Raw genomic sequence first — 26868 nt, 5'->3', positions numbered from 1 at the left:
TTCTTAGAGCCTGCCGGAAAGGGGGTTCCGTCATGACCGCTTCCTCGCACCCGGTCCTCCCCGACGAACGCCTCGCGGCCGGCGCCGCCCGCCTCGCCATACGGCACCGGGGACGGTTCTCGCCGGAGACTGTGCAGCGCCTGCTCGTCGACTCCTACACCCGGCTCGCCGTGCATGCCCACGTCCGCACCCATCTCGTGGTGCTCGCGGAACGGTTCGCCGCCGAGAGCCTGGACGCCCTCGCGCACGCCACGAACCCGGCCGCGGGCAGCGGCCGGCCACGAGTGCTGTTCGTCTGCAGCCACAGCGCGGGCCGCTCCCAGATGGCAGTGGCCCTGCTCGCACACCGGGCAGGGGACGACGTGGCCGTCTCCTCCGCCGGCACACACCCCGCCAGCGCTGTCGACCCCCAGGTTCTGCAGGTCCTCACCGAATCCGGTGGTCCGCTCGACGAGGTCTACCCCAAGCCGCTGACCGACGAGGTCGTGCAAGGCGCCGACATCGTCAACACCATGGGTTGCGGCGACGGCTGCCCCGTTCTTCCCGGCCACCGCTACCTGGACTGGCCCGTCCCCGAGCCCGACGGAGCCCCGATCGCCGTCGTCCGCGACATTCGCGACGCCATCGACACCCACATCACCGCGCTCCTCACAGAGCTCGGCGCCGGACCCATCCGCTCACCCGCAGTTGCCTGAACCCCAAGGAAGAACGATGTCCTCCACGCCTGCCGCGTCCGTCCTGTTCGTCTGCGTCCACAACGCCGGCCGCTCCCAGATGGCCGCCGGATTCCTGCGCCACCTCGCGGGCGACCGGGTCGAGGTACGCTCCGCCGGCTCCCTGCCCGGCGACCAGATCAACCCCTCGGCCGTCGCCGCCATGGCCGAGCTGGGCATCGACATCTCCGACCAGAAGCCGAAGGTCCTCACCACCGAGGCCGCTCAGGCATCCGACTACATCATCACCATGGGCTGCGGCGACGCCTGCCCGTACTTCCCCGGCAAGACCTACCTCGACTGGGCACTCGAAGACCCCGCCGGCCAGGGCGTCGAGGCCGTTCGCCCCATCCGCGACGAGATCAAGGCCCTCATCGAGGACCTGATCGCCGACATCGACGCCAAGGAGCAGAGCTGACACCGTGACCGACGCGACCCCGCCGACAACGGCATGGGCGACGCCGTCATCATCGGCTCCGGCCCCGCCGGGTACACCGCCGCCCTATACACCGCCCGCGCCCAGCTGAAGCCACTCCTCTTCGGCAGCTCGATCTTCGTCGGCGGATCACTCACCACCACCACCGAGGTCGAGAACATCCCCGGCTTCCCCACCGGCATCGACGGCCCCGACCTCATGGACAGCATGCGGGCCCAGGCCGAACGCTTCGGTGCCGAGATGATCGACGACGACATCGTGGCCGTCGACCTCACCGGCGACATCAAGCTCCTCACCGACAGTGAGGGAACGGTCCACCGTGCGAGGACGGTGATCATCACGACCGGCTCCGGCTACCGCAAGCTCGGCCTGCCGAACGAAGACGAACTCTCCGGCCGCGGCGTCTCCTGGTGCGCCACCTGCGACGGCTTCTTCTGCTCGGGGCTATTGACCCGGGAAGGCTCCTGCCATCAGCAGGAGGTGTGGTGGACGCCTGTGCGGGTACCCAGACTGACTCAGTACGCCAGTGCCCTGCCGGGCATTGACCATCACCCCAGCGATCCCAGAGCATCCTGCCCCATTTGGAGAGCGACCTGTCCGGCGATCGTGCCCGCAGCATTGGTCAGTCCGTCGACGATGCGGCTCGTTAGCGCTTGCAGTCGGCCTGGCTCGGGGGAGGCGGACGTGGCTGCGGCATGCAGTTCCTCGGCCGCCCGCTCCAACTCGATCCACTCGGATTCTTCCAGCCCGAGCGTCGCGCTCACCTGTCCGAGGTATCCCGCGAGCCGGATAAACGCGCTCGGTTCAATGCCAGCGTTGTTGTTCTGGGTGAAGTTCTGCTGCTCGCCCACAATGACCCCCTGCGCGTTCGGCAGGTATGTGTTACGGACGTTCCCGCCGCTGTGCTGCGGGTTGGTGAAGTCGGCCACGGTCTTCCCAGTCTCCACGCATGCGATGCCACGGGCCGTGATCCTTGGGGTCAAGACATCTCCGCCGAAAGATCTCCTTGCCCTGACCATGGACTGATCACGCAGGTACGAAAACGCCCGTCCCGTCTCGTCGCTCGTCAAAGCGTCTCCGTAGAAGTGCAATTGAGGGTCGTTGATCATCTCGGCGAGGGAACGAACCTGCTCCTCTTCATGGTCGTAGAGCCATTGAAGGATCACGTTCCGTGCATGGGCGTTGCGCTCCACCACACACGGCAGCTCCCGTGTCCTCGGGGCCTAGGGCCTGTCTCTTTGAAGGGCTATGGGCGCCATTCCTGCTGGTAGGCGGGGTGCTCGGCGTATGACTGGCTAAGGACTCGCAGCGCGTATGCCAGCCCGGTCGAGCGGGAGTCGGAGGGGTCCATAGCTTTGTAGTCGTGCGCCAGTTGCTCGATCAGGTCGAGCATGGGGAGATGGCTGTCGAGAAGAGCCTCGCCGCCCAGGGTGCCGGCCACGTAGGCATAGGCGTGGTTATCGTCCATGACGCGTGCGACGAGGAACTCCACAAGATCGTCCATGCGGCCATCTTCGCGGGCGAGGTGCTTCGGCGGTCAAGCGGCGGTCCAGATGAGGATCGCGGCGAGGTGGAGTGCGGCCTGGTAGGCGATGGCGAGCTTGTCCGTTCGCATGGCCAGGCCGCGCCACTGCTTGAGTCGGTTGATGCACCGCTCGACGGCGTTGCGCTGCTTGTAGGCCTCGGCGTCGAAGGCTGGTGGGCGGCCTCCACCGCTTCCTCGCCGCAGCCGGTGGCCGACCTGGTCGGACGGCTGGGGGATGACAGCGCGGATTCCGCGTCGGCGGAGGTGATTGCGGATCGCGCGGGATGAATACGCGCGGTCCGCCAGGACGGCATCGGGTCGGGTCCTCGGTCGTCCGAGTCCGCTTCGCGGAACACGAATGCCTGCCATGACGGTCTCGAAGGCCGGGGCGTCGCCCGCCTGGCCTGCGGTGATACGGAGGGCCAGGGGCCGTGCACGGGTGTCGCTGGCGAGATGGACCTTCGTGCTCAGGCCGCCGCGGGAGCGTCCGAGGGCATGGTCGTCGGGTTCGGCCCGGCCCGGCGCCCCTTTTTCCTGGCACCGGCAGCGTGCTGATGAGCCCGGCAGACGGTGGAGTCCACCGAGACGGTCCAGCCGATGTCGGCATCAGCGTCGGCCGCTGCCAGAACTGCGGCGAGGATGCGTTCCCAGGTTCCATCTACGGCCCACCTGATCAGCCGTTTGTGAGCAGTCTGGAACGAGCCGAGCTCGTTCGGCAGGTCTCGCCAGGGAGAGCCAGTGCGGTACTTCCACGCGATGGCTTCCAAGGTCCGGCGGTGATCGGCCCATCGCCGACCGCGGACCGGGTCGGCCGGCATCAGCGGCTCGATTCGGTCCCACATCGCATCAGTGATCACTAATCGGACGGACACATCCGATCAACTGACCAACTGATCAAAGAGACACGCTCTAGTCGCCGCTGCGGAGATGATTCCGACCACGGTTGTGGCTAAGTCCAGTCCGTCGCTCACTGCGTTCCCCCTGCGTAGTGGTTGCCACTCATTGTGGCGGCGGACAGGCTGGCGGGCGACGCCTCGGATAGACGGAGACGCAACCGCAACCCGCCGCAGAGCTGCGCGCCGTCGCCAGTGAGCAGCTCGCGAAGGGCCTGTCCCACTCGGCGTCCGCACTCTTCCGTATGGGCCGCCGCGCCACACGCCATGGCACTGGCAGCGGCCTGCCAGCACCGCGCCTCGGACCCTGCCGGCGCAGGGACTGCGCCGGCGCAGGTGGATTCTGGAGGTAGGACAGGGGGCGTCCTGGAGGCGGTGATGGCGAGCGAGCTGACCACCGTTCGGGCCCGCGCGTTGACGGCGGGCCTGCGCGCGGCGATGGATGACGTCCGCCGCTCGACGGGGGTGCTCGCCGCCCGGGTCGGGAAGCGCACACCGCCCGCGTTTGGGTCCCGCCCAGCTACGCCTCGCCCCGCACCACCGGAGGCGTCATTCGCCACGCGCTGCCCTACACCACCCCCAGTACCTGGTGCCGGTGCGCACGGCAGACCTGCGGCGGCATCGTCCCCACCGCGTACTGCAGCGACCACGGCACCGCCGTGGAACCCGCCATGGAGTGGCACCCCGCCGACGGCATCCGCTGCACCGCACTCCGCCACGCACACACGGCCGGTCCCGCGCCCACGGGGGCATAGCCGAACCGGGCTAGTGCTGTGACCGCATAGGTTCGCCGGGTTGCTCGTTGTGCTGGTTGGAAGTGAGGACTTCCAACCAGCAGGGGAGGCGGGATGGCACCACCGGTTAGGGTCCGTCGGCTGACGGAGCAGGAAGGGCAGAAGCTTCAGCAGACCGTGCGACGGGGCAGTACGAGCTCGGTGCGGTTTCGGCGGGCGATGATGCTGCTCGCTTCGGCCGGTGGCAGCACGGTCCCGGTGATCGAGCGTCTGGTCCAGGCGGACGAGGACACGGTCCGTGATGTGATCCATCGCTTCAACGAGGTCGGGCTCGCATGCCTCAACCCTCAGTGGGCGGGAGGCCGTCCCCGCCTGCTGAGCAGTGACGACGAGGACTTCGTCATTCAGACGGCCACCACCCGCCCCACCATGCTGGGCAAACCCTTCACCCGCTGGTCTGTCCACAAACTGGTCGATCACCTGCGTCGGAACATCGCCCGGCCCGTCCGGATCGGCCGCGAGGCCCTGCAGTGCTCACTGGCCCGGCGCGGGATCACCTTCCAGCGGACGGAGACCTGGAAGGAGTCCCCGGACCCGCCGTTCGACGCCAAGCTGGAGCGGATCGAGTACGCGGTCAACGAGCGGCCGGGCCGCACCTTCGCCTTCGACGAGTTCGGGCTGCTGGGCATCTGCCCCACCGCCGGCTCATGCTGGGCCGAACATAGCCGCCCCGAGCGGCTGCCGGCCACCTACCGCCGCACGCACGGCATCACCTACTTCCACGGCTGCTACTCGGTTGGCGACGACACGTTGTGGGGGATCAACCGGCGCCGCAAGGGCATCGACCACACCTGGGCCGCCCTGCGATCGATCCGTGCTGCCCGCCCGGACGGCGGGCCGATCTACGTGATCCTGGACAACCTCTCCGCCCACCTGAACTGGAAGATCCGCAGGTGGGCGGCCCGGAACAAGGTCGAGTTGTGTTTCACCCCGACCTACGCGTCCTGGGCCAACCCCATTGAGACCCACTTTGGACCGCTGCGGCAGTTCACGCTGGCCAACTCGAACCATCCGAACCACACCGTCCAGACCCGGGTCCTGCACGCCTACCTGCGCTGGCGGAATGACAACGCCCGCCACCGCGACGTCCTGGCCGCCCAACGCCGCGAACGTGCACGCGTCCGCAGCGAACGAGGTCTCCGCTGGGGCGGCAGACCTTTACCAGCGGCGGCCTGACGTCATCGCCCCGACCACAGGAACTGCTCGTCCGATTCCTCACGCCGCTCCAGCACTCCTGCGGCGACCAGCTGAAGAAGCACCTCATGGAGGGCGTTCCCCAACGGGTTGTCCGTCCAGAACACCGACTTGACCTGCGTGAACGTCGCAGACTCCTCAAAGATCCCCAACGAGCGGCCCACCGCGAAGGCGGCACCGTCCCAATCAGTCCATGCAGCCAGGCCCTCGGAAAGATCCACGAGCCGATCCTGCCATCACAAGATCAGACCCGGTGAACCTTTCCGGTCACAGCACTAGAGCCCGTTGTCCGCTTCTGGAACGGTTGCCGCGGCTGCGGTGAGGAGGCGTTCCCAGGTGCGGGGTGTGCCTCCGTGCTGTTCGGCGAGCGTGGCGGCGGTCCGGCTCTTGGGCGCACCGCCGGCTGCGGTGAGGGCTCCGCGGGCGGTTTCGAGGCGGGGGTCGCCTTCGTAGGCGTGCTGTTTGCGGGGGCCTTGGGGTTCACCGGTGCGTCGTTCGCCGCCCTTGCCTTGGCCGGGGGTGTTGTCGCGGCGGGCGAGGACTTCGTGCCGGGGCCAGAGCCGCGATCCGTGGGCTGGTCCGTTACCCCGGCGTGGAGATCATCTGCCGGGACCGGGCGGGCGCCTACGCCGAGGGCGCCCGGCGCGGTGCCCCCGACGCTTTGCAGGCCGTTGACCGGTTCCATCTGTGGCAGGCCTCGGCCGAGCCGTGGAGACCTGCGTCGCCGCCCACCGCGACTGCCTGCGCAATCCTTCACCCAGCGGCATGTTGCCGGAGGCCACCCGAACGGCTGCCGGCCGGCCGCAGAGCGACTCGGCGCCCGCCGGTCGGCGAGCCGAGCGGAAGAAGGCAGCACATGCCCTGGTCCACGAGCTCCTTGCCCAGGGGTACTCACGCCGGGAGATCGCCCGGCTCCTGGGCTGGGGCCTCAACACCGTGCTCCGGTACGCGAACGACGCACGCTGGCAGGACACCATCCGCGAAATCCGGCCCCGACCCAGCAGGCTGGACCCCTACAAGCCCTCCTTGGAGCGGCGATTCGCCGAGTGATGCACCAGCGTCACCCGACTACACGGCGAGCTGGTTGCCGAGCACGCCCCGGTCACCTACGGCATGGTCCGTGCCCACGTTGCCACTTTGCGCGGGCTCCATCCGGGGCACCGCCCCGGCCGCCGGCAGTGCGGCAGGTGGCCGGCTGGATCACCCGTCACCCCGCGACCCTGACCGAGGAAGACCGGGCCGGCCTGAAGGAGGTCCTCCTGGCACACTGCCCCGAACTGGACAGGGCTGCCAGACACGTCCGCGACTTCGGCGAGATACTCACCGACGCCTCGGCTCCACACTCCCCACCTGGATCGACGCCGTGGACGCCAGCCAGCTACCCGGGCTCACCAGCTTTGCACTCCACCTGCTCCGGGACCTCGACGCCGTGACTGCCGGGCTCACTCTCGACTGGAGCTCCGGCAGCATTGAGGGTGCTGTCAACCGCATCAAGAAGATCAAGCGGCAGCTCTACGGCCGGGCCGGATTCGAACTACTCCGCAAGATGATCCTGCTCCAGTAGCACTCCGAGCCCCAAGCCTCCCAGAACTGAGTTCTGGGAACGCTCCTCCAGCGTTTCGGGACAGGCTCGCGGTTGATGTGCTCTGGGAGGTGAAATGGGGGCGCTTGGCGTCACAGGCGGGTATTAGAACTGGGGTGCGCGGTGGGGACGATACTCAAGAGCATGAGCCGCGTGCGGTGGCACGAGCTGACGCACGCGTACGGATCAGCGGAAGAGGTTCCGGGCCGACTGTCACGGGTGGCGTGGGGCGACGCATTGACGAGCGCTTCAGCGTTGAGTGCTTGGACTATGGCTCGGTGAGCTGTCTGTTTTCGACGCGACTGCCGAGGCGGTCCCGTTTCTGTGGGATCTCGCGGTAACTGACTCTGTCGCCAGCCGCTCCGGTGTGATCCAGCTGCTCCTGACGATCCTCGAACAGGCCAATCCTCCACGGCTCGACGTTCAATACGCGGCTCACCGAGCTGTGCTCGACGGCAGGAGCCTGGCAGACAGGTTGGCCGGTGACGGGGACGATGCCGTGCAGGCACTGGCTCAGGACTTGGTGGCCGCGATCGACAAGCACGTCTGCGAGGCCTGCCGTCCCACCTGACAACAGGCCCGCTGTCGCTGTCCCGGCGATCGTCCACCGGCCAGCAGGTCCGCGTCCCGAAATCGATCGGATGTCTCTCCGTGGACCTGGTAGAACCAGGTCCAGACGGCACTGGGCCGCGCATTTGGGGGGCATCATGGCGGGACCCGCAGTGGGACTGTGGCTCTTCGAGCACCGCAGCTTTGAAGAGATACGCGACGGTGTGATCCCGTGGCTGGAGACGTTCTGCGGACCGGTCGAAACCGAGGCTGACGGAGACTTGGCCTTCCGAGTCCGAGAGTCTGCAGTCCTCGGTCTGCACCCCCTCGACACGGCCGAGGCGGGCATGTTCTTCCTCTCCGAGGACGACTGCATACCGGCAGACGATGAGGACTACTCCGACTTCTCGCTGCCGCCGGTTCAGGGCCTCATACTCGCCGCCGGCTGTTCGGGGCAGGTGAACCACATTCTGCTTGGACACCTCGCCCTTGCCGTCGCCCAACGGCTCCACGCGACGATCGACTTCGACGGCGTCCTTGGATACACCCCTGGCGATCGGGCCGAAGAAGCTGCGGACTTGGCCCGAGCACGGGCGCTGGTGGCAACGCTCCCTGGCACCGTCAGGGAAGTCTCCTACGACACGGGCGGCGGCGGCCGCTGGATCCGGCATGTCGGCGATCTGCAGTTCCTCAGGGCCTGGCTGCAGCACCCAGACTTCCGCCTCGTCAAGTAAGCCCAGGTGGTCGGCGTCTCGGTGACGGGCCCGGGTTCGTGCCCCTCCCTTGTAAGCGAACGATCCCGTCACCCTCCGCGACCGCTCCCCAAGATCTGTGCCAGAACCTCGTTCTCACCTATAAGCGCCGCTCCGCCCCGTCCGCTCCTTCCCGGGCGGGGCGGAGCCCGTTCGTCCGGCAGGGAGGCACACGGGGCCTCGCGCTCTGTCCTGCACCGCCCTCTACCTCCTAGAGGGCAACATCCTGCGCGGCGATCTGACGGCCGAACAGGCCATGCGAACCCTTGATCATTCGGAGGATGATCGCCCCTCAGATCGCCACACGGCACCACCGTCCCTCGTCCCGAAATTGCCCCGATAGGGTTAAAGGTATGGGGTAAATTCTTGGGTAACTCGCGCTAGGGTGGAGGTAAGAAAGGGGGCCGAGATGGCATCCGAGGAAGAGCTGTTCGCGAACATCGACGCGTTGCTGGAGGAAGAGCCACAGCTTCCGCCCCCGGCGGAGCGGGCCCGCCTGCGTGAGGCCGCCGGCATCACCCAGGCCCGCCTCGCCCAAGCCCTGAAGTCGACCGTGCAGACGGTCAAGAACTACGAGAACGGCAGGAGCGAGCCGAAGTCACCGCGCCTGGAGGCCTACCAACGGCTGCTGAAGGCGTGGGCGGCGAAGTACCCCGCCCACGGAGCTCCCGCCCTCCCGGCGCCCCCGGCCGCGCCGCAGCCCGCCATGGTCCCCAATACGTTCGCAGGCCCTGCCACGCCCGAGCCCGCCAGGACGGCCGCCCCGGCACAGGCCCCCGCCGCCCCGGTCTCGTCCGCCCGCCCGGCCGGACAGACGGCGTCGTCGTCGTCGCGTCGCCCGGCCGCGAAGAAAGCCGCCGCGCCCCCGACCGACCCGCGCTTCCCGCACGGCCCGCTCGCCGTCCTGGACGGCGACGGCTCCGCGTACGCCACAGGCGGCATCGTCCTGGACTGCCCGGCGACGACCGTGCCGGATCTGGTGGAGTGGACCCTCAAGGAGTCCGGTCTCGGTGCCGCCAAGCTCAACCGGTACGGCAAGGATTCCGACCCGCTGATCGTCCTCACCGCGACGGCCGCCGTGAAGCTCGGGCTGCCGGAGCGCCTGGAGGGCCATGAGCAGCGCCGCTCGCTGCGCCTTTCGGAGGACCACCCTGTGGTCAGGCAGGTGGCGAAGGCGAAGTGGCAGTTGACGCAGCGCGGGTTCGGCCCGTGGGCCCGGATCTACCGCAAGGCCCAGGGCCGCGAGCGGCAGTGCGTGCAGCTGGCCATCCTGTCGTGGGACGCCCTCGATGAGCGGTCCTGGCCCGGCGTCGCGGAGATGGAGTCGGCCGACATCGCCCGCCTCCTCGGCGTCTACGCCCAGCGCGTCATCACCCCGCGCGGCTCCACCGCCGTCTCCGGCCTGGAACTGATGACCGCCATGCGGCCGCCGACGAAGGCCGTACAGGACCCGTCCACCGGCAACTGGGTCTCCGGCTACAACCCGGGCTCCTTGGGTACCGAGCCGATGGACCCGGCGCCTCCGGAGGCCACCCCGGAACACCCCGTCGTCGTCAACAGTGGCTGGACCGGCGGGTTCCTCAACGAGGAGGCGTACCAGTGGGTCCGCTCGGTGGACACCCTCTCCGATGAGGAGTGCACCCTGCCGTGGGCGGTCGGCCTCGACCTGAACACGGCGTTCCTCGCCGCCGCGGCCCGCCTGGTCGTCGGCCTCTCCGCCCCCGACCACTTCCACGCCCCCACATTCAACCCGAAGATCCCCGGCTCGTGGCTGGCCGACCTGTCCCACATCGACCTAGACCCGCGCCTGCCCTCCCCGTTCACCCCCGACGGCTCCCGCCCGACCGGCCCGGCCTGGTACCAGACCCACACCCTCGCCTACGCCCAGGAGCTCGGCCACGACGTGCACCCGATCGAGGCGTACCTGCGCCGCGAGACCGGCGCCTACCTCGACCCGTGGCACGACCGGCTCAAGAACGCCTACGTCGACACCCTCGCCGACCTCGGCGTCACCCGGGACCTGACCGACGCGGAGTTCCTCGCCGCGATGGAGCACCACAAGCAGCGGGACCCGGCGCTCGCCGCCGTCCTCGCGGCGATCAAGGCAACGGTCAAGGGCGGTGTCGGCAAGCTCCGCGAGCGCCCCCAGGGCAAGCACTACAAGCAGGGCGAGACATGGCCGGCCCTGTCCCGGCCGACCTGGCGCCCCGACATCCGGGCCGCCGTCATCAGCAAGGCCCGCGTCAACATGCACCGCAAGCTGAACAACATGGCAAAGCTGACCGGCCTGTACCCGCTCGCCGTGCTCTCCGACTGCGTCGTCTACCCGAGCCCGGGGACATCGCCGCTCGACTTCCTGCCCTACGCCGCCTCCGGCAAGCCGCAACCGGGCGGGTTCCGCCTTGGGCCCACCCCGGGTCTGGCGAAGCTGGAGGGCGTCCAGTCGATGCTGTGGGCGGTCGACCTGATGGAGAAGGGGCTGAACCCGGCCCGCCACATCAAGGGCGGCGACGCCGTCCTGGACGAAGGGGAATAGCGCCGTGGGGGAGATCGAGGACGCGATCGAGCGCGCCGACCGCGAGGCGTTCACCAAGGACCCGCCCAAGACGCTCAAGGGCCAGATCGGGTTCCTGCTCAAGCAGTTCGGCAGCGCGAAAGCCGTCGCGGCGGAACTCGGCGTCACCGCCGACTCCGTCAACCGCTACCGGCGCGGCGCCCGCAAGCACCCCCGCGCCGACATCGCCGCGAAGATCGACAACACGGTCAAAGCCCGATGGCAGCCGCTGGTACGCAGACGCCGGCAGAAGCAGGCCGCCGCCACCGGCGGAATCACGGTGGAGACCCGCGCCCGGTTCGGCTACACCGCCGCCGTCGGCACCACCGACGACGGACGGTTCCGCAGGCTCACCGTCCACCTCCCCGCGACGTACGCGCAACGCCTGTTCGACGCCCGCACCTCCGGCGCCAGCGATCAGGAGATGCGCGGAATCATCGCCGAAGGGTTCAAAGAGGTGTATTTCCAGGACGGCGGCGGACGGGCTACAGGACTGTCGGACGTCGAGATCACCGACATCGACTATCTGGATCTCGACTACTGAACCCGCTCAGGAACCCCGGGCCGCACTGCGTGCCCGGGGTTCCTGCATCAGATCGTCAGGCTGTCGCCCAGGCCAGCCCGAGCGCGGCGAGTGCGGCGAGCTTGTCCGTCGTGAGCTTCGCCCGGCGGCTCTTGGTGTTGCTGAGAAACGCCCCGAGCCGGACCTCGCTGCCGTCCTTCAGCCGTTCGACGTGGCCCCTGGAGACCGTCACAGAGCCCTCCCGGGCTTTGTATTGCGCCAGGGCCGCCACGCCCCGCTCGAAGGCGCTCACGGGTGCCGCGGGCGCCTCCGCCTCGGCAGGTTCTTCGAGCTCCGGGGCGTGGGGGATGACGCCGATGGTCTCCAGGCGTTCGCGTTGCCCGTCCGTCAGGGCCGTCCAGACCTCGGGCTTGCGCTGCCGGGTGAGCCACTTGCCGATGTCCATGCCGTGCACGGTGACCCCGGGTTCGATGTAGCCGAGGATGGTCTCCTCGGCGAGCATCTCGCGGACCACGGCGTAGTGCCGCTGCCACTCGGGCGGCCACGCCGGGTTCCAGTCCTCGTCCACGGCCTCCAGCGCCGTCTTCCACTCGGGGTGACCCTCCAGCGCACCGGGCCGGCGGAGGTTGGACAACCACTGTCCCACCGGCCGGTCCAACATCGTCGCGGACCGGGGTGCGCACAGCGTCCAGTGCTCCTCGTAGTACGCCTTGGCGGCCTCCAGGTTCTCCTGGAACCGCTCGTCCGCCAGCGACCAGACCATGCCCAGCTTCTCCAGCCGCCGGGCGCGCAGGCCGCCCATCTGCCCCGCCCCGTACGCCCGCCGCTGCTCCGCGACCCACTGCCCCAGCGGGTAGGCGCCCTCCTTGTACCCGTACGGAACCCGGGCGTGAGCTTCACGTTCGGTGAACTTCTTCAGCGCCGCCCAGCCGCGAGCCCAGTCTTGCTTCTCCGTGTCGATCACGTTGAAGCTGACCCAGTCCGCGACCATCACCGTGCGATGTGCCGGGTTGGTGTCAGTGGAGTGGCGTCAGTGACGGTGTGTCAGACCGGTGCGTTGTCGCCGGTCGGGTGTGAGGAAGGGCATGGTCACTGTCGTGGGGCGGTGCATACGACGGCCACGGCTGTCATGGGGTGGTACACCACCCTCCGCTCCACTGTCTTGGGAACGGTACTTCTGATCCTTCCGAGGGCTGCGTGGCTGCACCGTGGTGGGTGTCGGTGGCCGTGGTGGAAGGGTGCGGGGTGGGCGAGCCGGGTGTGTGGGGTGAGGTTACGGCAGGGCTGAGGGTGTCCAGGCCGGTGCTGGTGGCGCGGCTGTTGGAGCTCGATGCGGCCGGGGTGTTGACCACGGCGCATGTGCGTGCGGGTGCGCAGGTCGGTGGGGTGACTGCGCGGACGGTGTGGCGGTGGCTGGAGGCGGCGCGGACCGAGGGGCGTGTGGAACGCAGGCCTCGGGCCCGGCTGGAGTTGTCCGACCATGCGTGGGAGGTGCTGGCGCGGGCGGGCGGGAACGTGGCGGTGCTGCACCGGCATCTGAAGCAGGCCGGGGGTGAGGTGCCGTCGCTGGCGTCGTTGTACCGGGTGGTGCACCGGGACCTTGAGGCCGGCAGGGTTTTGCCGGACCGCGCGATGGTGCGGCGGGATCGGGAGGAGCAGCAGACGAGGAAGGCGCTGGCTGACCTCGCTCTGGCCCGGCCGCGCGAGGGCGGCGCGGCGAAGGGGGCAGCGGGCCGGCCGCCGCACCCTGCGCCGGCGGCGGGCGCGGGCGTGCCGCCGGGGGAGCGCGGCGCGCTGGAGGGGGTGGCGTTGCCGGCGGGCGCACAGCTGGTGCGGACGTCGTCGGTTCGGGCGGTGGCCGAGGCGGTCGGGCAGGCGATGGCGGTTCAGAGCGCGGTGTGTGTGTTCGGCGACCCGGGCCGAGGCAAGACCGTCGCCGTGCGGATGGCGCTCCACGCAGTGCCTCCTGGTTGGAAGGTGACGTGGGTGCCGGTGCCGGTGCGCCCGTCGGTGGCCGGCATGCGGCGGGCGGTGTTCGACGCTCTGGCACTGCCGGGCCGCTTTCCGCACACCTCTGCGCTGGCCGACGCCGCGGTGGCGGGAGCTCTGGGCGAGGCTCGGGTGCTGGTGGTCGATGAGGCTCAGCGCCTGCCCATGCCGTGCCTGGAGTACCTGCAGAGCCTGTGGGACCACCCCGACACGCGGATCACGCTGGTGCTCTGCGGGGCGGGCAGCGAGCGGTCGTTGGCCCGGCTGCCGCATCTGGCATCGCGGATCGGTGCGTGGCAGGAGGTTCCACGCCTAGCCGGAGCGGAAGCAGAGGCCGTGATGACCGGCTTCCATCCACTGTGGCGCACCGTCCCGGCCCCGGACCTGAGATGGATCGACCAGTCGTGCGCCCACGGCACATTCCGCACGTGGGCTGCCTTGACCGCGCACCTGCAGAACGCGCTGCTCACCACCGCTGACGCAGCCATCGACCGGACCTTGCTGAGGCGGCTGTTCCAGCGGGTCGCGCCGCCGCTGTGACGGGAGCGCTCATGCAGGGGGAGGGCGATTGCCTGCTGCCGGCCACGGCACGCACACGATGTCCCGCCCGGGTGAGGGGAGCTGGCATGGAGGACGGTGACGCGGTCCGCGCAGGCGGCGGGTTGCCTGCGGCGTCGAGGATGGCACTGCGCGGTCCGGCTGTGCGGCGGCTGCTCGCACTGCGGGCAGGGAAGATGCTGACAGCAGGGCACGTGCGGGTGGCCGCGGATGCGCTGGGGGTGTCGGAGCGCACGGTGTGGCGCTGGCTGGCCGCCGCTCAGAGCGATCAGACCGCGGCCGCCTACCCCGGTGCCCGATCTCGAGCCGACGCCAGGTTCACGATCACGCCCGAAGTCCGCGGCCTGCTCGCACTGTGGAAAGGGAACGTGCGGGCAGTTCATCGCGAGCTGGTCCTGCGTGCCGCTCGGCAGTCCCCGCCTGCGGACGCACCGTCGCTGACGACGCTGCATCGGGCGATCCGCCGGGACCTGTCGCCGGGGGAGCGGGCTGGGCTTGCGGGTGGTGAGCGGGCGGCGCGTAAGCATGATGTGTTCCTGGCCCGGCCACGCGGCTGGCGCAACCACGTGTGGGAGACCGACCACATGCAGGCCCCCGTGCTCGTCGATGTCGACGGCACCGCCCGCAGACCGTGGATCACCTGGTTCACCGACTGCGCCACCAACGCGATCACCGGCGTCGCCGTCACCCCGATACATCCCTCCCGGGAGTCGGTGCTGGCCGCGCTGCGCTCCGCGGTCTTGCGGGAGGACCCCTACGGCCCGTTCGGCGGTCTGCCCGAGAAAGTGCGTGTCGATCGCGGCAAGGACTTTCTGTCCCGGACGGTGACCGCCGCGTTCGATCTGCTGGACGTGACGGTGGAGGACCTGCCCGCCTACACCCCGCACCTCAAGGGCACTGTGGAGGGCCTGAACCGGGCGGTGGAGAGCATGTTCCTGGCCGCGCTGCCCGGCTACGCCCGCCAGCCGCGCCCGGGTAAACGCCCGTCCCGGCCGAAGGACGAGGTGCTGCTCGGCTTCGAGGACTTCACCGCCCGTCTGCTCGCCTGGACGCTGTTGTGGAACACCGAACACCAGCCCGCGCCGTTGCGGGGCAGGACCCCGCTTGAGGCGTGGCAGGACGATCCCACCCCGCTACGGGACGTGGCCGCGGCGGATTTGTGGACGTTCACCCTGGAGGACGCCGGCACCCGCACGTTGACGACCCGCGGTATCCGCTTCAGGAAACGTGACTATGTGGGGCCGTGGATGACCGGTCAGTCCGGGATCCAGGTCCGAGTCCGCTTCATGCCCCACCACGACCACCGCATCGAGGTCTACCACGCGGCCACCGGCCGCTACCTCGGTCCCGCGGACCTGGCCGACCAGGCGACCGAGGAACAGGTCAGCGCTGTACGGCGGGCACGGGCCGCCCGCGCCCGCCGCCTGAAGAAGGACCTGGAGGGTTCACAGCGCGAGCGCTACGCAGCCGTGAACCAGCCCGAGGCCCCCCAGCGGCTCGGCACCCTGACCACCGCGCAGGCCGAGGCCGAGCTCGCCCAGGCCGCCGGCACCGACCTGTCCGATCTGGCGATGCCGGACCTCATCCCGCCCGCCGCGCCCCCAGCCGACTGGCGCACCCCGCCATCCCTCGTCACCCGGACCGCGCCCGGCCGGCCTGCTCCCGTCCCATCCGAACCTGCCCCCGGGCGTGTGCCCGGATCGACCGCTCAGACCACTGAAGACGGAGACGCCTCGTGACCGCGGCCACCTACCAGTACGTCGACCTCCCCGACGCCTCCGTGGTCACCACCCGCGCCCTGCTCACCGCGCGGGAGAACATCGGCGATACGGTCGCCGCCCGCGCGATGATGTGCATCCACGGCGGCGCCGGCTTCGGCAAGACGCTCGCCGTCAACACCTGCTTGCGTGAACTCGAACCCGGCGAGGACGTCCGCAAGATCACCTTCCGGGCCCGTCCCACCGCCCGAGCGGTGCGCTACGAGCTGTTCACCGCGCTCGACCTGGCCGGCGAGCCGCCGCGCCACCCCAGCGAATTCGACCGTCTGCTGAAGACCGCTCTGGCCGAGCGCCCCCGCACCTTCCTCGTCGACGAAGCACAGTGGCTCAACGGGGAGGCGTTCGAGTACTTCCGCTACCTGTGGGACGAGCCCTCCACCCAGCTGGCGATCATCTTCGTCGGCGGGGAGGGCTGCCACACCGTGCTGCGCCGCGAACCGATGCTCTCTTCCCGCATCTTCATCTGGCAGCACTTCACCCGCCTCACCCCCGACGAGGTCCTCGACGTCATCCCTCTGTTCCACCCCATCTGGGCCGATGCCGATCCCGACGACATCACCTTCGCCGACAGCCACGCCGCACACGGCAACTTCCGCGCCTGGGCCCAGCTGACCGCGCACACCCGCACCGCCCTGGCACGCACCGGCCGTCCCCGCGTGGATCAGGAACTGCTGCGCTGGGCCTTCAGCCGCCTTGGCTGACCACCACACCGCCATGCCTTCCGCCGCGCGGTCGCCGTCTGTCATCGTGGTCATCGACCGCGATGACGACGTCATCCACACCCACACCGCCCTGGCCGCCCACCATCCGCCGTCCGGCCGGATCACTCTGCACCCCGGCCCAGGCACCACCAGCGAGACCGGCCTCGCCCACGACCTTCTCGCCGCCCTGGGCAAACCGCCCCTGCTCACCGGGCGCTTCCCCGCCGGGCGTCAGCCCGCCTGGGAAGCCGCTGCCGCCTGGATGACCGCCCTGCCCGTCACCCGGCTGACCGTCCTGCGTGCCCACCGCCTCACCACCCGCCGCACAATTCGCCTCCTGGAGCTGCGTGCCCTCACCGGTATCCACCTGACCCTGGTCTGCCACCGCCCCCACCTTCCCGCCGCCCTGCACCAGGCCCTGCAGACGGCCGACTACTCCCTCACCACCGACCTCGACGCAGCCCGCCGCCACTACCACGGCACACCGGTCACCGAACCCCCACTCGCAGACGAGCCCGCCGGGCCGACCGGTCCGTGGCTCACCCTGCCCGCACTGGAACGCCTCATCTCCTACGACAGCCCTCGCCCCTGCGCTGACCCGTGCACGCCACCGTTGATCGCCTGGCGGCACCGCCCACCGCCCGCTCCTCTCACCGCGCACACCGCCCAGCGAGTCGCCCACCGACTGCACGCGGCGACCGCACATCCGCGCCTGGCCGCGGCCGTCGCCGCCGCGCTGTTCACCGGCGCCTCCCTCCAGCAACTCGCCACCGCACGCCCCCGCGACTACGACACGGCCGCGGCCACGCTCGCCCTGCACGACCGCGCCCGCTACACCGACGGCTGCGCCGCCCACCCCGTACCGCCCTGGGCCGGCGTTTTCCTGCGGGCCGCCGTCTGCTTCACCCGGCTCGTCTCCGGCGAGGACCAGGAACTGCTCGCCGCACCAGGTGACCGTGCGCACCTGCTGCGCGTGGCGGAGACGGCCAAGCTGCGCCCGCCCCAGCCGCCCGCGGCCCGCCGCCAAGGCCCGGTTGGCCGTGTGGAGTGGGACTGGCGCGAGCGGCAGGAAGCCGAGCAGTACGAAGCCATGCCGGCCAGTCGCAGGCCCTCGCGACGCTGAACCCCCTGACGCATTTCGCTCGAAGGGGCAGGCTCAACCGATCGAGAAGTCTGCGAACTCGATGTCGCTGAAAGCGATGTGCAGACCGTGGGCCCGGCGGCCCCATTCGCGGAAGTAGGCGTGTCCCAGCGCGCGGGCGAGGATCACCGTCTGCTGCTGCTCGCCCGCGCCGGCGTCCCGGGCGGCGAACAGCTCCCGGGCTACCTCTCCCGGCAGGTCCTGGGTGATCCACCGCACCCGGGGGTCGTCAGAGGAGCCTGCAGGAGCCGCGAATCCGAATCGCGCCCTGGTATGGAAGACGAAGCCCTCCGCCTCTGCCTGGGCGCGTCGACGGGCCCGTATTCGGGGCTGCCACCGGGCCAGGACCGCTTCCTCGATCGCCTGCACCTGCAGCGGACCCGGCGGACGACGCGCTCCTGGCTTCTTCGTCACCCACCGCTGCACGGTGCGCTGCGACACCTCCAGCACAGTGGCGACCTGCCGAGTGGAACCACCGTGTGATGCCAGCAGAAACCGCAGGCGGGCCTCGGTGCTTGCAGGAACGGGCCGGGTGCGTAACGCGCGCTCCAACCCCTGCTCGATCTGTCCCACATCCGCCTCTCGAAGCGGCCAGCCGCCAGGGCCGGCATCTGCAGTCCGCCGTGTCAGTTCTCCCACGTCGCCTGCTCCTGCCTGCCCGTTCTTGCATTCTCGGGACAGCACTGGCTGCCGCAAGATATGAGCCCTTGGACGAGCACCAGCGACAAGCCGACGGCACGGGTCACGACGGAGTCGCCAGCGTCCCGGTGCTGTCCTTCGGCACGCACATGAGCCATCGATCCGTACGCGGACAGCGCCACCGCCCTGGTCGCCCGCATCTCCGGCGAGGGCGAAGAGCTGGCGGCCGAGCCGGTATCCTGCCCGCGGGGCTGACGCCCTGGGCTTCGCCGACGCCCACACCGCATCCGGACACCCACACTGCCCGGACCACTGGTGGAAGGTCTTCCGGGATCGACGGACCGCTTGACGAGCACCTTGAGGATCCATCGAGCCGGGGTTGCCGTGCGGGGGCGAGGACCCGGTGCCGAGAGGACCCGTCCATGACCAAGCGCACCACCGAGCAGCAGCGCGCCCGCGAGCTCCAGCGCACCGCACGCGAGCAGGGCACAGACCTCGGCTACCACGAAGCCCTCAACTGGGTACGTGATGCCGCCGAGTCGCAGGCCAAGTTTCCGGGCAAAATCGCCGTCCCTGTGCCGCACGATCACTGCGTCATGCTCTTCGAGGCGGACACGGACCCCGAGTACATCCGCAACGCGATCACGCCGCTTTCCGCAGCCGAAGTCGAGCTCCGTAACGAACTCCTCCAGCGGAGGAACGCTCTGATGGACGACCACTCCAAGGCGGAGATCATTGCCATGATCCTCAGGAGGTGGCGCTATCCGGGCGAGAATCTCGCACGCTGGACCAAGCAGGAGCTCGCCAACGAGCTGGTGGACGGCGAGGACGGCCGCGAGCGCTACGAGGCGTACGGGCGGGTGGCACTGCACAACGGAAAGCCAATGCCCGGCTCACGCTCCCTCTGCGGAGGCGCCGGCTGCTCCGGCCACGACAGTGCGACGCCCTGGCCGGAAACCCGCGCGCGCTTCCGCGCCCAAGGGCCCTGCGTCGACGCACAGAGCGCCCCTCGGTGACCGGCGTCGTCTTGGCGGAGGCCCGGATGACCATCCCGCGCCGCCGGTAGCCGGCCCTTGGGTATCCGCTGCAACATCCGAAGCGTGTTGCGCCCCTGACCTGAACAAACGCCGACCAACGGTCGGGCTGGGCGCGTGCGACGTCCTCGACACCACCCTCGTCCAGCCGGCCTCGTCGCGGAGATCAGCGCTCACATGTCCGTCGACACCGCGGCAGGGTCTACCTGTATCCGACCCTGCGCCTGGACGTGGCTGCCGGGTTCGGCGCGGCCCGGCCGCGGCCGCAGGGTGATCGACTACACCAACTCCAAGGGGTGAGGCTGCCCAGGCGCCTTCCTGACGGACCATGCGAGGTGATATCACTACCGTGAGTGATCTTGCGTGACAGTAGGGGCCGGGGGTGGGCTGTGGCAGGGAGGCTTGAGCCGGGAAGGGATGGAGCCCGGCCGGTATTCGAGGGCTTTCCGGAGCCCAAATCGCCAGAGGTCGTCGTGCTTGCGCCGCCGACCCAGAGCGCTCCCTTGCCCACGCCTCAGGTGTACCTGCAATACATCTACGACGCTGACGACTGGGAGGACTTCACCGTCGAGTGGGTCCACCAGTTCGGTACGTGGTCTGGTCGTCCCTACGTCCGAGTTCAGCGGATGGGTGGGGCCGGCGACCGCGGAGCGGACGTCGCAGCCTGTCTCTCCGAGCAAGGCACCGCAGGCGAGTGGCACTGCTACCAGTGCAAGCACTACCTCAAGCCGCTCGGGCAATCAGACGCCTTCCCAGAGATGGTGAAGATCTTCGTCGCGAAGATCCTCGGCACGTACGAGCTGCCCACGCGCTATGTCTTCGTCGCACCAAAGATTGGCACGGGACTCGAACGACTCCTGCTCAACCCGCCCCAGCTGAAGGACGAGTTCTTCGCGGCGTGGGACGACAAGGACTCCAAGCTCGGGACCAAGCCCAAGCTCACCCCGGAGATGCGTACAGCTGTGGGCGCACTGGCGCAGGCGACGGACTTCTCAATGTTCGAAGCCCGGAACCTCGAAGAGATTCTCGAACTGCACGCTGCGACCCCCCACCACGTTAGGCGCTTCCCACAACCGCTTAAGCAGCGCCCTGCCGCCGATCCGGCCCCACCTGACCAGGCACCACACGAAGCCGTCTACGTCCGCAAGCTGCTGGACGCCTACAACGCGAAGCACGGCCTCGCCTTGGAGACGCTGCAACAGGCCCGCGACCATGCGAAAGTCAGCGGCCATCTCTTCCGCCAGCGTGCCGCCTTCTTCCACGCCGAGTCGCTGTGGCGTTTCGCGCAGGAGAGTGTCCCGGAAGCGACCTACACCGCGATCGAGACCGACCTGTACGACGCCGTGATCGAGATCGAAGACCGCGACCATGCCAGCGGCTACGCACGGCTGGAAGCCGTACTGGACGCGGCTGTCGCCCACACACCGAACCCGGCGAACATCCTCGCCCCCGTGGTGAAGGTCATCGACCTCAAGGGCATGTGCCATCGTCTGGCCAACGACGACCGGCTGACCTGGTGCAAAGAGGAGACCTCGTGACCCCCCTCAACGGCCCCGTGGAGGCCGGGATGCGCGCTCTGGTCCTCCTGGCAGAGACCTTCCCCCGCCGCCTGGACGTCGCCCAGCTCGTCTACCTGGACCACGCCATGCTCCACAGCGGCGACCTCGACCACGGCCCCGCCAGTCTCCACCCCGACCTCCCCGCCGGCCCCGGCGAGCTCGGCCTGCGCCGACGCCTCATCGAACAGGGCCTCATGGTCCTGCTACGCGCCGGCCTCGCCGACATGACGACCACCGACCACGGCTTCATGTACGGGGCCACAGACGAGGCAGCGAGCTTCCTCAACGCCCTGGAAGCTCCCTATGTCGGGCAGCTCATCGAACGGGCTGACTGGCTCACCAGCACCTACATGCATGAAGGAACGGACGTCCGCGAGGGCATGAAGCAGATCACCCAGCGCTGGTCTGACCGTATCCACGTGAGCCCCGGCGACCTGGGAGAGGACGTCCTGTGATCAGACTGACGCTCGTCCACCTGACCTTCCTCGGCATGGACAAGCCTCCGGCGGCAGTGGAATTCAGTCCCGGCCTGACGGTCATCTACGGAGCCTCGGACACGGGCAAGTCCTACGTCGAAGAGGCCGTGGACTACATGCTGGGCGCCAGCGAACTCAAGTCGATCCCGGAGGACGACGGCTACACCCGCATTCTCCTCGGCCTACGGGTGAGCGACGGTCGCAGCCTCACTCTGTCCCGCGCGATCGGCGGCGACACCATCGAGGTGTTCAACCACGATCTCCGAGAGATGCCATCGGAGCCAGCGGACGAGACTCTCAAGTTCAAGCACAACGCCAAGTCGAAGAAAAACATCTCCCGCTACCTGCTGACCGTCCTGGGAATCGACGGCCAGCGGATCCTCCAGAGCGGCCGCGGCAACGTGCTGCCGCTGAACTTTCGGGACCTCGCGCGCCTGGCCGTCGTCAACGACACACGCATGGCAGATCAGCACTCTCCGGTACTGGGCACCCGGAATCCCCTGAACGAAACCAGGGAGAAGTCGGTCTTCAAACTCCTCCTCAGCGGAGAGGAAGAGCCGGAACGCCCTGCAGCGCCAAGCAATCTGGAGAAGCAGTTCGGCAAGGGGAAGATCGCGGTCATCGACCACCTGATCGACGAGAACCGCGGAAAGCTCACGATGGAGGCAAACCAGTCGCAACTGCGGGAGCAACTCGACCGCCTGCAGGCGGCCCTCGGCGAGGTGACCACCGCCGCCGTCGAACTTGCTGAAATCCGCACCAGCCTTCTCCGTGACCGCCGGGGCCTGGAAGAAATCAACCTCGCGGCCCAGCAGCGGGGCGACGAGGTCGAGCAGCTGCTCGCACGATTCGCTCTGCTGAAAGAGCAGTACGAGTCAGACTTGGCCCGGCTCCAGATGGTCGGTGAAGCCGGAACCCTACTGGGCTACTTCCAGACCGGGACCTGCGTCTTCTGCGGCGCCGAGCCCCAACACCAGCACCCGGAGCACCACCTCGCCGAGAGCACCCAGCTGGCAGCGTCTGTATCTGCCGAGACGCGTAAGACAACAGACCTGCTCAGCGACCTGCTCCTCATGATCGAGGACTTGGAAGAGCAGGCAGCGGACATTGAATCGGCCCGCGCTGCCCGACACGAAGAGCTCACACACAACGCTGCGGAGCTCCGCGCACTCGATCAACGGATGCAACCGGTCGACACGGACGCCACCGAACTACTGAACGCCCGCTCACGGGTCGAAAACGAGCTGGCCCTGCACGCTCAGATCGAGCAGCTCGAAGACCTCAAGGCATCGCTGTCCACCGTGGCTCCCGCTCCGCCGACTGCCCGTCCCGACGGCATCCCCGCCGCCGACGTCGCCGACTTCGAGCGCATGATCCATGAGACCTTGGAAGCCTGGCATGTTCCGGGGAGCAACCGCGTCCGCTACGACCCAACGACTGCCGAGCTCTCCGTTGACGGACAGCCGCGAAAGAGCCGCGGCAGGGGCATGCGGTCCATCCTCCACGCCGCCTTCGCCGTATCACTCGCGCGCCGGAACACAGCCCGCGACCTGATCCACCCGGGCTTCGTCGTGCTCGACACTCCGGTCCTCACCTACCGCCGGCCCGAAGACCCGCACGAAGACCGTCCCGAGCTGATGACCGCCGACGTCGCCGAGAACTTCTACCGCGACCTCCTGGAGAATCCGCCGGGCCAGGTCATCGTGATCGAGAACCCGACACCGCCAGCGAGCATCAGAGGGCGTGCCACCGTCCACGCATTCAGCGTGGACGGTTCGGAACGCCAAGGATTCTTCCCACCCCGAGAAAGGCAGTGAGCACCAGCCGCCCACCACGGACAGCCGGACGTGCCTCGGTCAAGCCCAGTCCACCCCCAGCTTCGTGAGGGCGGCGAGCTGGTCGGCGGTGAGTTTGTCGCGTCGGCTTTTGGTGTTGGAGACCCACACACCCAGCTTCACGACGACCGGCTCCGCCGCGCCCTCGACCGCGATCTCCTCCCCGTGGGCGCGCGGTACCGGCCGGTCCGCGCCTTCCCGCTCCACCCACTGCGCAAGGGCTGCCAGGCCCCGCTGGAACGCCTGCTGCGCCTTGCTCGGCCCCTTCGCCGCACGGCTGGCCGCCGGGGCCGGTGGCGGCGCCTGGGCGGGTTCCACGCCCAGCGCGGTCAGCCGCGCCTGCTGCTCGGGCAACAGGCGCGCCCAGGTAGCCGGCTGCTTCTGCTGCTGGAGCCACCGGCCGATGTCGTCGCCGTCCATGAGGACGCCTGGGGCGATGTCGGGCAGCTGGCCGTCAGCGTCGACCAGGTCCGCCAGGACGCGCTGGTGCCTCTGCCAGTCCAGCGGCCAGGGGCAGTTCCAGTCCTTGTCGATCGCGGCGAGCTGCGCGGCCCGGGTCGTCGCAGTGTCCTCGTCCTTCCCCAGCCCGCTCTTCGCGCCCTTCCTGCGGAGGTTGGCCATGTACTGGCCGACGGGCACCATCTCGTCGTCCTCGCCCCACACGGCGTCCTGCCGGGGCGCGAGGTGCCCGGTGGCCCGCCGGTACGAGCGGAGCACGGCGAGCTTGGCCTCCCACGCCTCCTCGCCGGGCTCCCACACCATCCCGGCCTCTGGGGCGTCCAGGAGGACCTTGCGCCGGTCCTCGAGTTCGCCGGCGCGCAGGGCCTTGCGCTGCTGGTGCACCCACCGCCCGAGGGGGAAGTTCTTCGTGACGCCGACCTCGACCTCGACGTCGTAGGGGACGGCGTGGACGCCGGTGATCTCGTTCTCCGCCCTCCACCGGATCAGGGCCTGGTAGCCCTCCAGCCACACCAGGGACTCCGGCCGGTAGACCCGGGTGCGCAGGAACGCGGCGATCGTGGCGGCGTCGCGAGGGCTGGAGAAGTGGAGCAGCGCCGACTCGGCTGCGGCGTCGGTGCCGTCCTCCTGGTCCTCGCCCTCGCCGCCGGTGCCGACGATCTGCCCGTCCTCGTCGCGGCGCAGGTGGGTCTTGCGCTTCCCGCTGGTGAGGGCGCGGGAGGCGAGCTGCTCGACCAGGCGCTCATCATGACTGCGCAGGCCCTGGAGGACGGCCACCAAGCCGGCATACGACGCGGAGGCGACCATGTCGGTGGGGTCCTCGCTCGGGTCCAGGAAGACCGGCACGATGATCCGGGCGATCTTCGTGGACCCGTCCTTGTTGAGCCGGAGCGCGCGGCCGATGTTCTGGACGATCTCCACCTGCGAGCCGCGGGTGTCGGCGAAGCAGATGGCTTCCACCCCGCGCTCGCCGGTGATGTCGACGCCCTCGCCCAGGACGCGTACGGACGCGAGGAACGCCCGGTGCACGCGCCGATTGTCGGCGTCGATGCCGTTGGCGAACTGCCGCAGGACCTCCCGGCGCTCGGTGACGAGGTGGTCCCCGCACAGCCACGCCGCCCACACCCGGTCCGGCGGCACGTGGCGCCCGGTCTCCAGCTCGTAGAACTCGGCCTCGATCGAGGACTTCGGCAGCTTCTCCGCGGCCGCCAGATCGGCGTCGGAGGCGTCGGTGACGTACAGCTCCGCCGCCGTCTCCGGCAGCTTCTCCGCGAACGCGGCCGCCTCCTCCACCTTCTGGTGGAACGTCATGACCGTACGCAAGTTGTACGCCGCGGCGTGCTCCAAGAGCGCGGCCTGCAGCAGCGCCAGGCGCCGGCCCCGCTGCGCGTCCTCGGACTCCCCGAGGACAGGGGAGGGGTCGCGGATCTCCAGGACGTCGATCTCGAAGCCAGCGAGGATGCCCCGCTCGATAGCCTCCGAGAGTCCGAGCTCGGCGAGCCACGCGCCGTAGGTTCCGTCCGGGTCGTCGGCCATGCTTGCGAGCTCGGCCTCCGGGCCGTCGGCCTTCTGCGGCCTGGCCGCGGCCAGGATCCGGGGGGTCGCGGTGAGGTAGAGCCGGAAGTCCGCCGGGATACGGGCGTTGTCGTGGATCGCAGCCCAGGGTCGTCCGAGGTGGCCGGCGGTGCCGTGGGCCTCGTCGACGATGGCGAGGTCGAAGCCCGCCATCTGCTGCCCGTAGAGCCGCTCCCCGCCCGCCAGAGCGGCCTCCAGCGGCCCGCGGACCTTCCGCTGGCCCTCGGGTGCGTCGATGTCCTCGCGGTTCACCAGGGAGGCGTACGTGGCGAACACGACGACCGGCCCCGAGGAGGCCCACAGCGCGAGCTGGATCGGGTTGGTGGTGGTCCGCACCCCCAGCCCACTCAGCACCGGGTCGTTCTCCAGCGAGCACACGGCGATCATCGGGGCTCGGTGGCCCACCAGGCGCCATGCCTGGGCGGTTTGCGCGAGGAGGTCCAGGGTGGGCACGGTGACGAGGATCCGGCCGTCTGCGAAGGACTCCAGCGCGCACGCGGCGGCCGTGATCGTCTTGCCCGAGCCGGTCGCTGACACGATGGTGCCCCGGGCGCCCTGCGAGGGTACAGGTGACCTTGCAGGGAATCCCACCCACTTCCGGAACGCCGACTTCTGGTCGACCTGATGTTCCTTGAGATTAATGATCTGCATCGCCGTAGTTCCCCCTAGCTCTTCTGGCCGACCCAGTACAAGGCAGTGTCTACATCGCGTGCGGTCCAATCATCCGCGCGGCCTCCGCTTTGCGTGAGGAGAGTTTCGATGATGTCCATGTATCGGCCATAGCGGCCAGACTTCTTCGTGAGGGTGATCCCGAAGAGATTGAGGGCCCGCTGGACGCGCTGGTCGTAGACCGCCATCCGCTTGGGGGCGGCCGCCGTCAGAACGGCCGACGCGAGGGCATCACCCGTAACGAACCCTGGCAGCTCCGCGATGGCACCGCGCCCTGCCTGAGCCGCCTCACCGCGAGAGAGATTGAGGTCCTGGACGGATGTGAGGGCTCGTTCCGTCACAGCTCGAACATGACTGTCTGGCAGCGACATGAGGTCCGTTACCCAACGGGTCTGAGCAGAGATTCGTTTCCACACGACCAGGGCAGCGATGTCTGTCTTGCCGAGGCACCCCGCACGCTCGACGCGCTGCGCAACGTCCCAGAAGGCCTCGTCATAATGAGGCGAGATGGCCGACAGATATTCGGTCTGTGCCGGGATGAGAACGTCCCACGCTGGGTGGCAGACCGAAGTGGCCTCTTCTTCATCCGTGGGCATTCATTCTCTCCTGCGAGGCGGTTGGGGGGGTGTCTCGTGTTTCCGCTAACGGTACATGCTGCATCAAACCGATGCACCCGCTACACTAGAACCCGACACGAACGAGCGACCCTCGCTCCCCTCCTAGTTGGAGCCCCCGGATCCGCGCCCGACAAGCCTCTTCGCCACCTGTGCTGTTGCTAGCTGGGGCCGCGAAGCGGGCCCTGGGCCTGGAGGCGAAGTCGGAAGGACTCGGGGTGGGAGCGAAGCGGACACCCCAACGGGCCGAAGGCCCGGACCCCGTGAAACGGGGTCACCTCCCGCGCGAAGCGCGGGAGCCTCCTGGCCCAGTCTCTTATAAACAA

General features: G+C 69.1%; 23 protein-coding genes and 4 pseudogenes. 18 read left to right on the top strand and 9 right to left on the bottom strand.

Going from position 1 to position 26868, the window contains the following annotated elements; genetic code table 11:
* Positions 1 to 32 precede the first annotated feature (32 nt).
* From ACFV2S_RS30200 to ACFV2S_RS30190, 3 genes and pseudogenes are all read left to right on the top strand, one after another.
* Positions 33 to 695 (top strand): low molecular weight phosphatase family protein, encoded by a 663-nt coding sequence (locus ACFV2S_RS30200; protein WP_385565888.1) that lies wholly within the window; start codon positions 33 to 35, stop codon positions 693 to 695.
* A gap of 16 nt (positions 696 to 711) precedes the next feature.
* The gene (locus ACFV2S_RS30195; RefSeq protein WP_385565885.1) at positions 712 to 1131 is read left to right on the top strand and encodes an arsenate reductase ArsC; all 420 of its coding nucleotides are present in this window, start codon (positions 712 to 714) and stop codon (positions 1129 to 1131) included.
* Positions 1132 to 1164: 33 nt separating this feature from the next.
* Positions 1165 to 1584 (top strand): annotated as a pseudogene (locus tag ACFV2S_RS30190) (NAD(P)/FAD-dependent oxidoreductase); the annotation flags it as partial.
* A 113-nt stretch (positions 1585 to 1697) separates the two neighbouring features.
* On the opposite strand, the gene ACFV2S_RS30185 reads toward ACFV2S_RS30190, so the two are convergent.
* From ACFV2S_RS30185 to ACFV2S_RS30175, 3 genes are all read right to left on the bottom strand, one after another.
* Positions 1698 to 2345 carry a hypothetical protein gene (locus ACFV2S_RS30185; RefSeq protein ID WP_385566074.1) on the bottom strand — a complete coding sequence of 216 codons (648 nt, stop codon included), beginning with the start codon at positions 2343 to 2345 and terminating at the stop codon, positions 1698 to 1700.
* Between the two features lie 50 nt (positions 2346 to 2395).
* Positions 2396 to 2500, bottom strand: coding sequence for a DUF6221 family protein (locus tag ACFV2S_RS30180; RefSeq protein WP_385566055.1), 105 nt, complete (start codon positions 2498 to 2500; stop codon positions 2396 to 2398).
* Between the two features lie 186 nt (positions 2501 to 2686).
* Positions 2687 to 3516 (bottom strand): IS5 family transposase gene (locus ACFV2S_RS30175; protein WP_385566052.1). Its coding sequence is split into 2 segments (ribosomal slippage): positions 2687 to 3204 and positions 3204 to 3516, totalling 831 coding nucleotides; the frame shifts between segments, so codons are not numbered across the junction.
* Between the two features lie 899 nt (positions 3517 to 4415).
* Between ACFV2S_RS30175 and ACFV2S_RS30170 the strand changes: the two genes are divergently transcribed.
* Positions 4416 to 5537: an IS630 family transposase gene (locus tag ACFV2S_RS30170; protein WP_385565881.1), complete on the top strand. Its 1122-nt coding sequence runs from the start codon at positions 4416 to 4418 to the stop codon at positions 5535 to 5537.
* A 2-nt stretch (positions 5538 to 5539) separates the two neighbouring features.
* Here ACFV2S_RS30170 and ACFV2S_RS30165 read toward each other — a convergent pair whose 3' ends face one another.
* Entirely contained in the window at positions 5540 to 5776 is a 237-nt protein-coding gene (locus tag ACFV2S_RS30165) for a hypothetical protein (RefSeq protein WP_385565878.1), read from the bottom strand.
* Positions 5777 to 6320: 544 nt separating this feature from the next.
* Here ACFV2S_RS30165 and ACFV2S_RS30160 point away from each other — a divergent pair.
* The 6 genes from ACFV2S_RS30160 to tpg (ACFV2S_RS30135) all read left to right on the top strand — a co-directional run bounded on the left by ACFV2S_RS30160 (position 6321) and on the right by tpg (ACFV2S_RS30135) (position 11536).
* Positions 6321 to 6605: a helix-turn-helix domain-containing protein gene (locus ACFV2S_RS30160; RefSeq protein WP_385565874.1), complete on the top strand. Its 285-nt coding sequence runs from the start codon at positions 6321 to 6323 to the stop codon at positions 6603 to 6605.
* Between the two features lie 313 nt (positions 6606 to 6918).
* On the top strand, positions 6919 to 7119 hold the full coding sequence (locus ACFV2S_RS30155) for a transposase (RefSeq protein WP_385565871.1): 201 nt from the start codon (positions 6919 to 6921) through the stop codon (positions 7117 to 7119).
* A 385-nt stretch (positions 7120 to 7504) separates the two neighbouring features.
* Positions 7505 to 7708: a hypothetical protein gene (locus tag ACFV2S_RS30150; protein ID WP_385566071.1), complete on the top strand. Its 204-nt coding sequence runs from the start codon at positions 7505 to 7507 to the stop codon at positions 7706 to 7708.
* Positions 7632 to 8420 carry a DUF6368 family protein gene (locus tag ACFV2S_RS30145; RefSeq protein WP_385566047.1) on the top strand — a complete coding sequence of 263 codons (789 nt, stop codon included), beginning with the start codon at positions 7632 to 7634 and terminating at the stop codon, positions 8418 to 8420. Before ACFV2S_RS30150 ends, ACFV2S_RS30145 begins: the two co-directional genes overlap by 77 nt.
* Before the next feature lie 427 nt (positions 8421 to 8847).
* A complete protein-coding gene (gene tap / locus ACFV2S_RS30140; protein WP_385565868.1) occupies positions 8848 to 10974 on the top strand; it encodes a telomere-associated protein Tap in 2127 nt (708 codons plus the stop codon).
* Between the two features lie 4 nt (positions 10975 to 10978).
* Positions 10979 to 11536, top strand: a complete 558-nt coding sequence (gene tpg / locus ACFV2S_RS30135; protein WP_385565864.1) for a telomere-protecting terminal protein Tpg — start codon at positions 10979 to 10981, stop codon at positions 11534 to 11536.
* 55 nt (positions 11537 to 11591) lie between these two features.
* Here tpg (ACFV2S_RS30135) and ACFV2S_RS30130 read toward each other — a convergent pair.
* Positions 11592 to 11789 (bottom strand): annotated as a pseudogene (locus ACFV2S_RS30130) (Helicase associated domain protein); the annotation flags it as partial.
* 135 nt (positions 11790 to 11924) lie between these two features.
* Positions 11925 to 12506: pseudogene (locus tag ACFV2S_RS30125) on the bottom strand (helicase associated domain-containing protein); the annotation flags it as partial.
* Positions 12507 to 12817: 311 nt separating this feature from the next.
* On the opposite strand from ACFV2S_RS30125, the gene ACFV2S_RS30120 reads away from it, so the two are divergent.
* The 4 genes and pseudogenes from ACFV2S_RS30120 (at position 12818) to ACFV2S_RS30105 (ending at position 17664) form a co-directional block, all read left to right on the top strand.
* On the top strand, positions 12818 to 14044 hold the full coding sequence (locus ACFV2S_RS30120; protein ID WP_385565860.1) for an AAA family ATPase: 1227 nt from the start codon (positions 12818 to 12820) through the stop codon (positions 14042 to 14044).
* A gap of 161 nt (positions 14045 to 14205) precedes the next feature.
* Positions 14206 to 15712, top strand: a pseudogene (locus ACFV2S_RS30115) (Mu transposase C-terminal domain-containing protein); the annotation flags it as partial.
* An 85-nt stretch (positions 15713 to 15797) separates the two neighbouring features.
* Positions 15798 to 16541, top strand: a complete 744-nt coding sequence (locus ACFV2S_RS30110) for an ATP-binding protein (protein ID WP_359252775.1) — start codon at positions 15798 to 15800, stop codon at positions 16539 to 16541.
* A gap of 13 nt (positions 16542 to 16554) precedes the next feature.
* The gene (locus tag ACFV2S_RS30105; RefSeq protein WP_385565854.1) at positions 16555 to 17664 is read left to right on the top strand and encodes a hypothetical protein; all 1110 of its coding nucleotides are present in this window, start codon (positions 16555 to 16557) and stop codon (positions 17662 to 17664) included.
* A gap of 33 nt (positions 17665 to 17697) precedes the next feature.
* Here ACFV2S_RS30105 and tpg (ACFV2S_RS30100) read toward each other — a convergent pair whose 3' ends face one another.
* Entirely contained in the window at positions 17698 to 18255 is a 558-nt protein-coding gene (gene tpg, locus ACFV2S_RS30100) for a telomere-protecting terminal protein Tpg (RefSeq protein ID WP_027761667.1), read from the bottom strand.
* A 488-nt stretch (positions 18256 to 18743) separates the two neighbouring features.
* On the opposite strand from tpg (ACFV2S_RS30100), the gene ACFV2S_RS30095 reads away from it, so the two are divergent.
* The 4 genes from ACFV2S_RS30095 to ACFV2S_RS30080 all read left to right on the top strand — a co-directional run bounded on the left by ACFV2S_RS30095 (position 18744) and on the right by ACFV2S_RS30080 (position 23207).
* A complete protein-coding gene (locus ACFV2S_RS30095; RefSeq protein WP_385565847.1) occupies positions 18744 to 19337 on the top strand; it encodes a hypothetical protein in 594 nt (197 codons plus the stop codon).
* Positions 19338 to 19858: 521 nt separating this feature from the next.
* Positions 19859 to 20893 carry an ABC-three component system protein gene (locus tag ACFV2S_RS30090; RefSeq protein WP_385565843.1) on the top strand — a complete coding sequence of 345 codons (1035 nt, stop codon included), beginning with the start codon at positions 19859 to 19861 and terminating at the stop codon, positions 20891 to 20893.
* Complete coding sequence (locus tag ACFV2S_RS30085) at positions 20890 to 21369, top strand: ABC-three component system middle component 2 (protein WP_381677314.1); 480 nt, start codon at positions 20890 to 20892, stop codon at positions 21367 to 21369. Before ACFV2S_RS30090 ends, ACFV2S_RS30085 begins: the two co-directional genes overlap by 4 nt.
* The gene (locus tag ACFV2S_RS30080; RefSeq protein ID WP_381677312.1) at positions 21366 to 23207 is read left to right on the top strand and encodes a hypothetical protein; all 1842 of its coding nucleotides are present in this window, start codon (positions 21366 to 21368) and stop codon (positions 23205 to 23207) included. Before ACFV2S_RS30085 ends, ACFV2S_RS30080 begins: the two co-directional genes overlap by 4 nt.
* 39 nt (positions 23208 to 23246) lie before the next feature.
* Here the strand turns inward: ACFV2S_RS30080 and ACFV2S_RS30075 are convergent, their stop codons facing one another.
* Positions 23247 to 25910, bottom strand: a complete 2664-nt coding sequence (locus tag ACFV2S_RS30075; RefSeq protein ID WP_385565836.1) for a Helicase associated domain protein — start codon at positions 25908 to 25910, stop codon at positions 23247 to 23249.
* 14 nt (positions 25911 to 25924) lie between these two features.
* Positions 25925 to 26524 carry a hypothetical protein gene (locus ACFV2S_RS30070; RefSeq protein ID WP_385565832.1) on the bottom strand — a complete coding sequence of 200 codons (600 nt, stop codon included), beginning with the start codon at positions 26522 to 26524 and terminating at the stop codon, positions 25925 to 25927.
* Positions 26525 to 26868 lie beyond the last annotated feature (344 nt).

The sequence above is a fragment of the Streptomyces sp. NPDC059695 genome (genome assembly GCF_042733785.1).
GTDB lineage: Bacteria > Actinomycetota > Actinomycetes > Streptomycetales > Streptomycetaceae > Streptomyces.
Note: the sequence above shows the minus strand (reverse complement) of the source record. Positions and strands in the feature narration are given on the sequence as shown.

What these genes read in the sequence shown, in the direction of transcription:
- ACFV2S_RS30200 (WP_385565888.1), top strand. Translation starts at nt 33, where the DNA reads ATGACCGCTTCCTCGCACCCGGTCCTCCCCGACGAACGCCTCGCGGCC.
- ACFV2S_RS30195 (WP_385565885.1), top strand. Translation starts at nt 712, where the DNA reads ATGTCCTCCACGCCTGCCGCGTCCGTCCTGTTCGTCTGCGTCCACAAC.
- ACFV2S_RS30180 (WP_385566055.1), bottom strand. Translation starts at nt 2,500, where the DNA reads ATGGACCCCTCCGACTCCCGCTCGACCGGGCTGGCATACGCGCTGCGA.
- ACFV2S_RS30170 (WP_385565881.1), top strand. Translation starts at nt 4,416, where the DNA reads ATGGCACCACCGGTTAGGGTCCGTCGGCTGACGGAGCAGGAAGGGCAG.
- ACFV2S_RS30160 (WP_385565874.1), top strand. Translation starts at nt 6,321, where the DNA reads ATGTTGCCGGAGGCCACCCGAACGGCTGCCGGCCGGCCGCAGAGCGAC.
- ACFV2S_RS30145 (WP_385566047.1), top strand. Translation starts at nt 7,632, where the DNA reads ATGCCGTGCAGGCACTGGCTCAGGACTTGGTGGCCGCGATCGACAAGC.
- tap (WP_385565868.1), top strand. Translation starts at nt 8,848, where the DNA reads ATGGCATCCGAGGAAGAGCTGTTCGCGAACATCGACGCGTTGCTGGAG.
- ACFV2S_RS30105 (WP_385565854.1), top strand. Translation starts at nt 16,555, where the DNA reads ATGCCTTCCGCCGCGCGGTCGCCGTCTGTCATCGTGGTCATCGACCGC.
- ACFV2S_RS30095 (WP_385565847.1), top strand. Translation starts at nt 18,744, where the DNA reads ATGACCAAGCGCACCACCGAGCAGCAGCGCGCCCGCGAGCTCCAGCGC.
- ACFV2S_RS30075 (WP_385565836.1), bottom strand. Translation starts at nt 25,910, where the DNA reads ATGCAGATCATTAATCTCAAGGAACATCAGGTCGACCAGAAGTCGGCG.
- ACFV2S_RS30070 (WP_385565832.1), bottom strand. Translation starts at nt 26,524, where the DNA reads ATGCCCACGGATGAAGAAGAGGCCACTTCGGTCTGCCACCCAGCGTGG.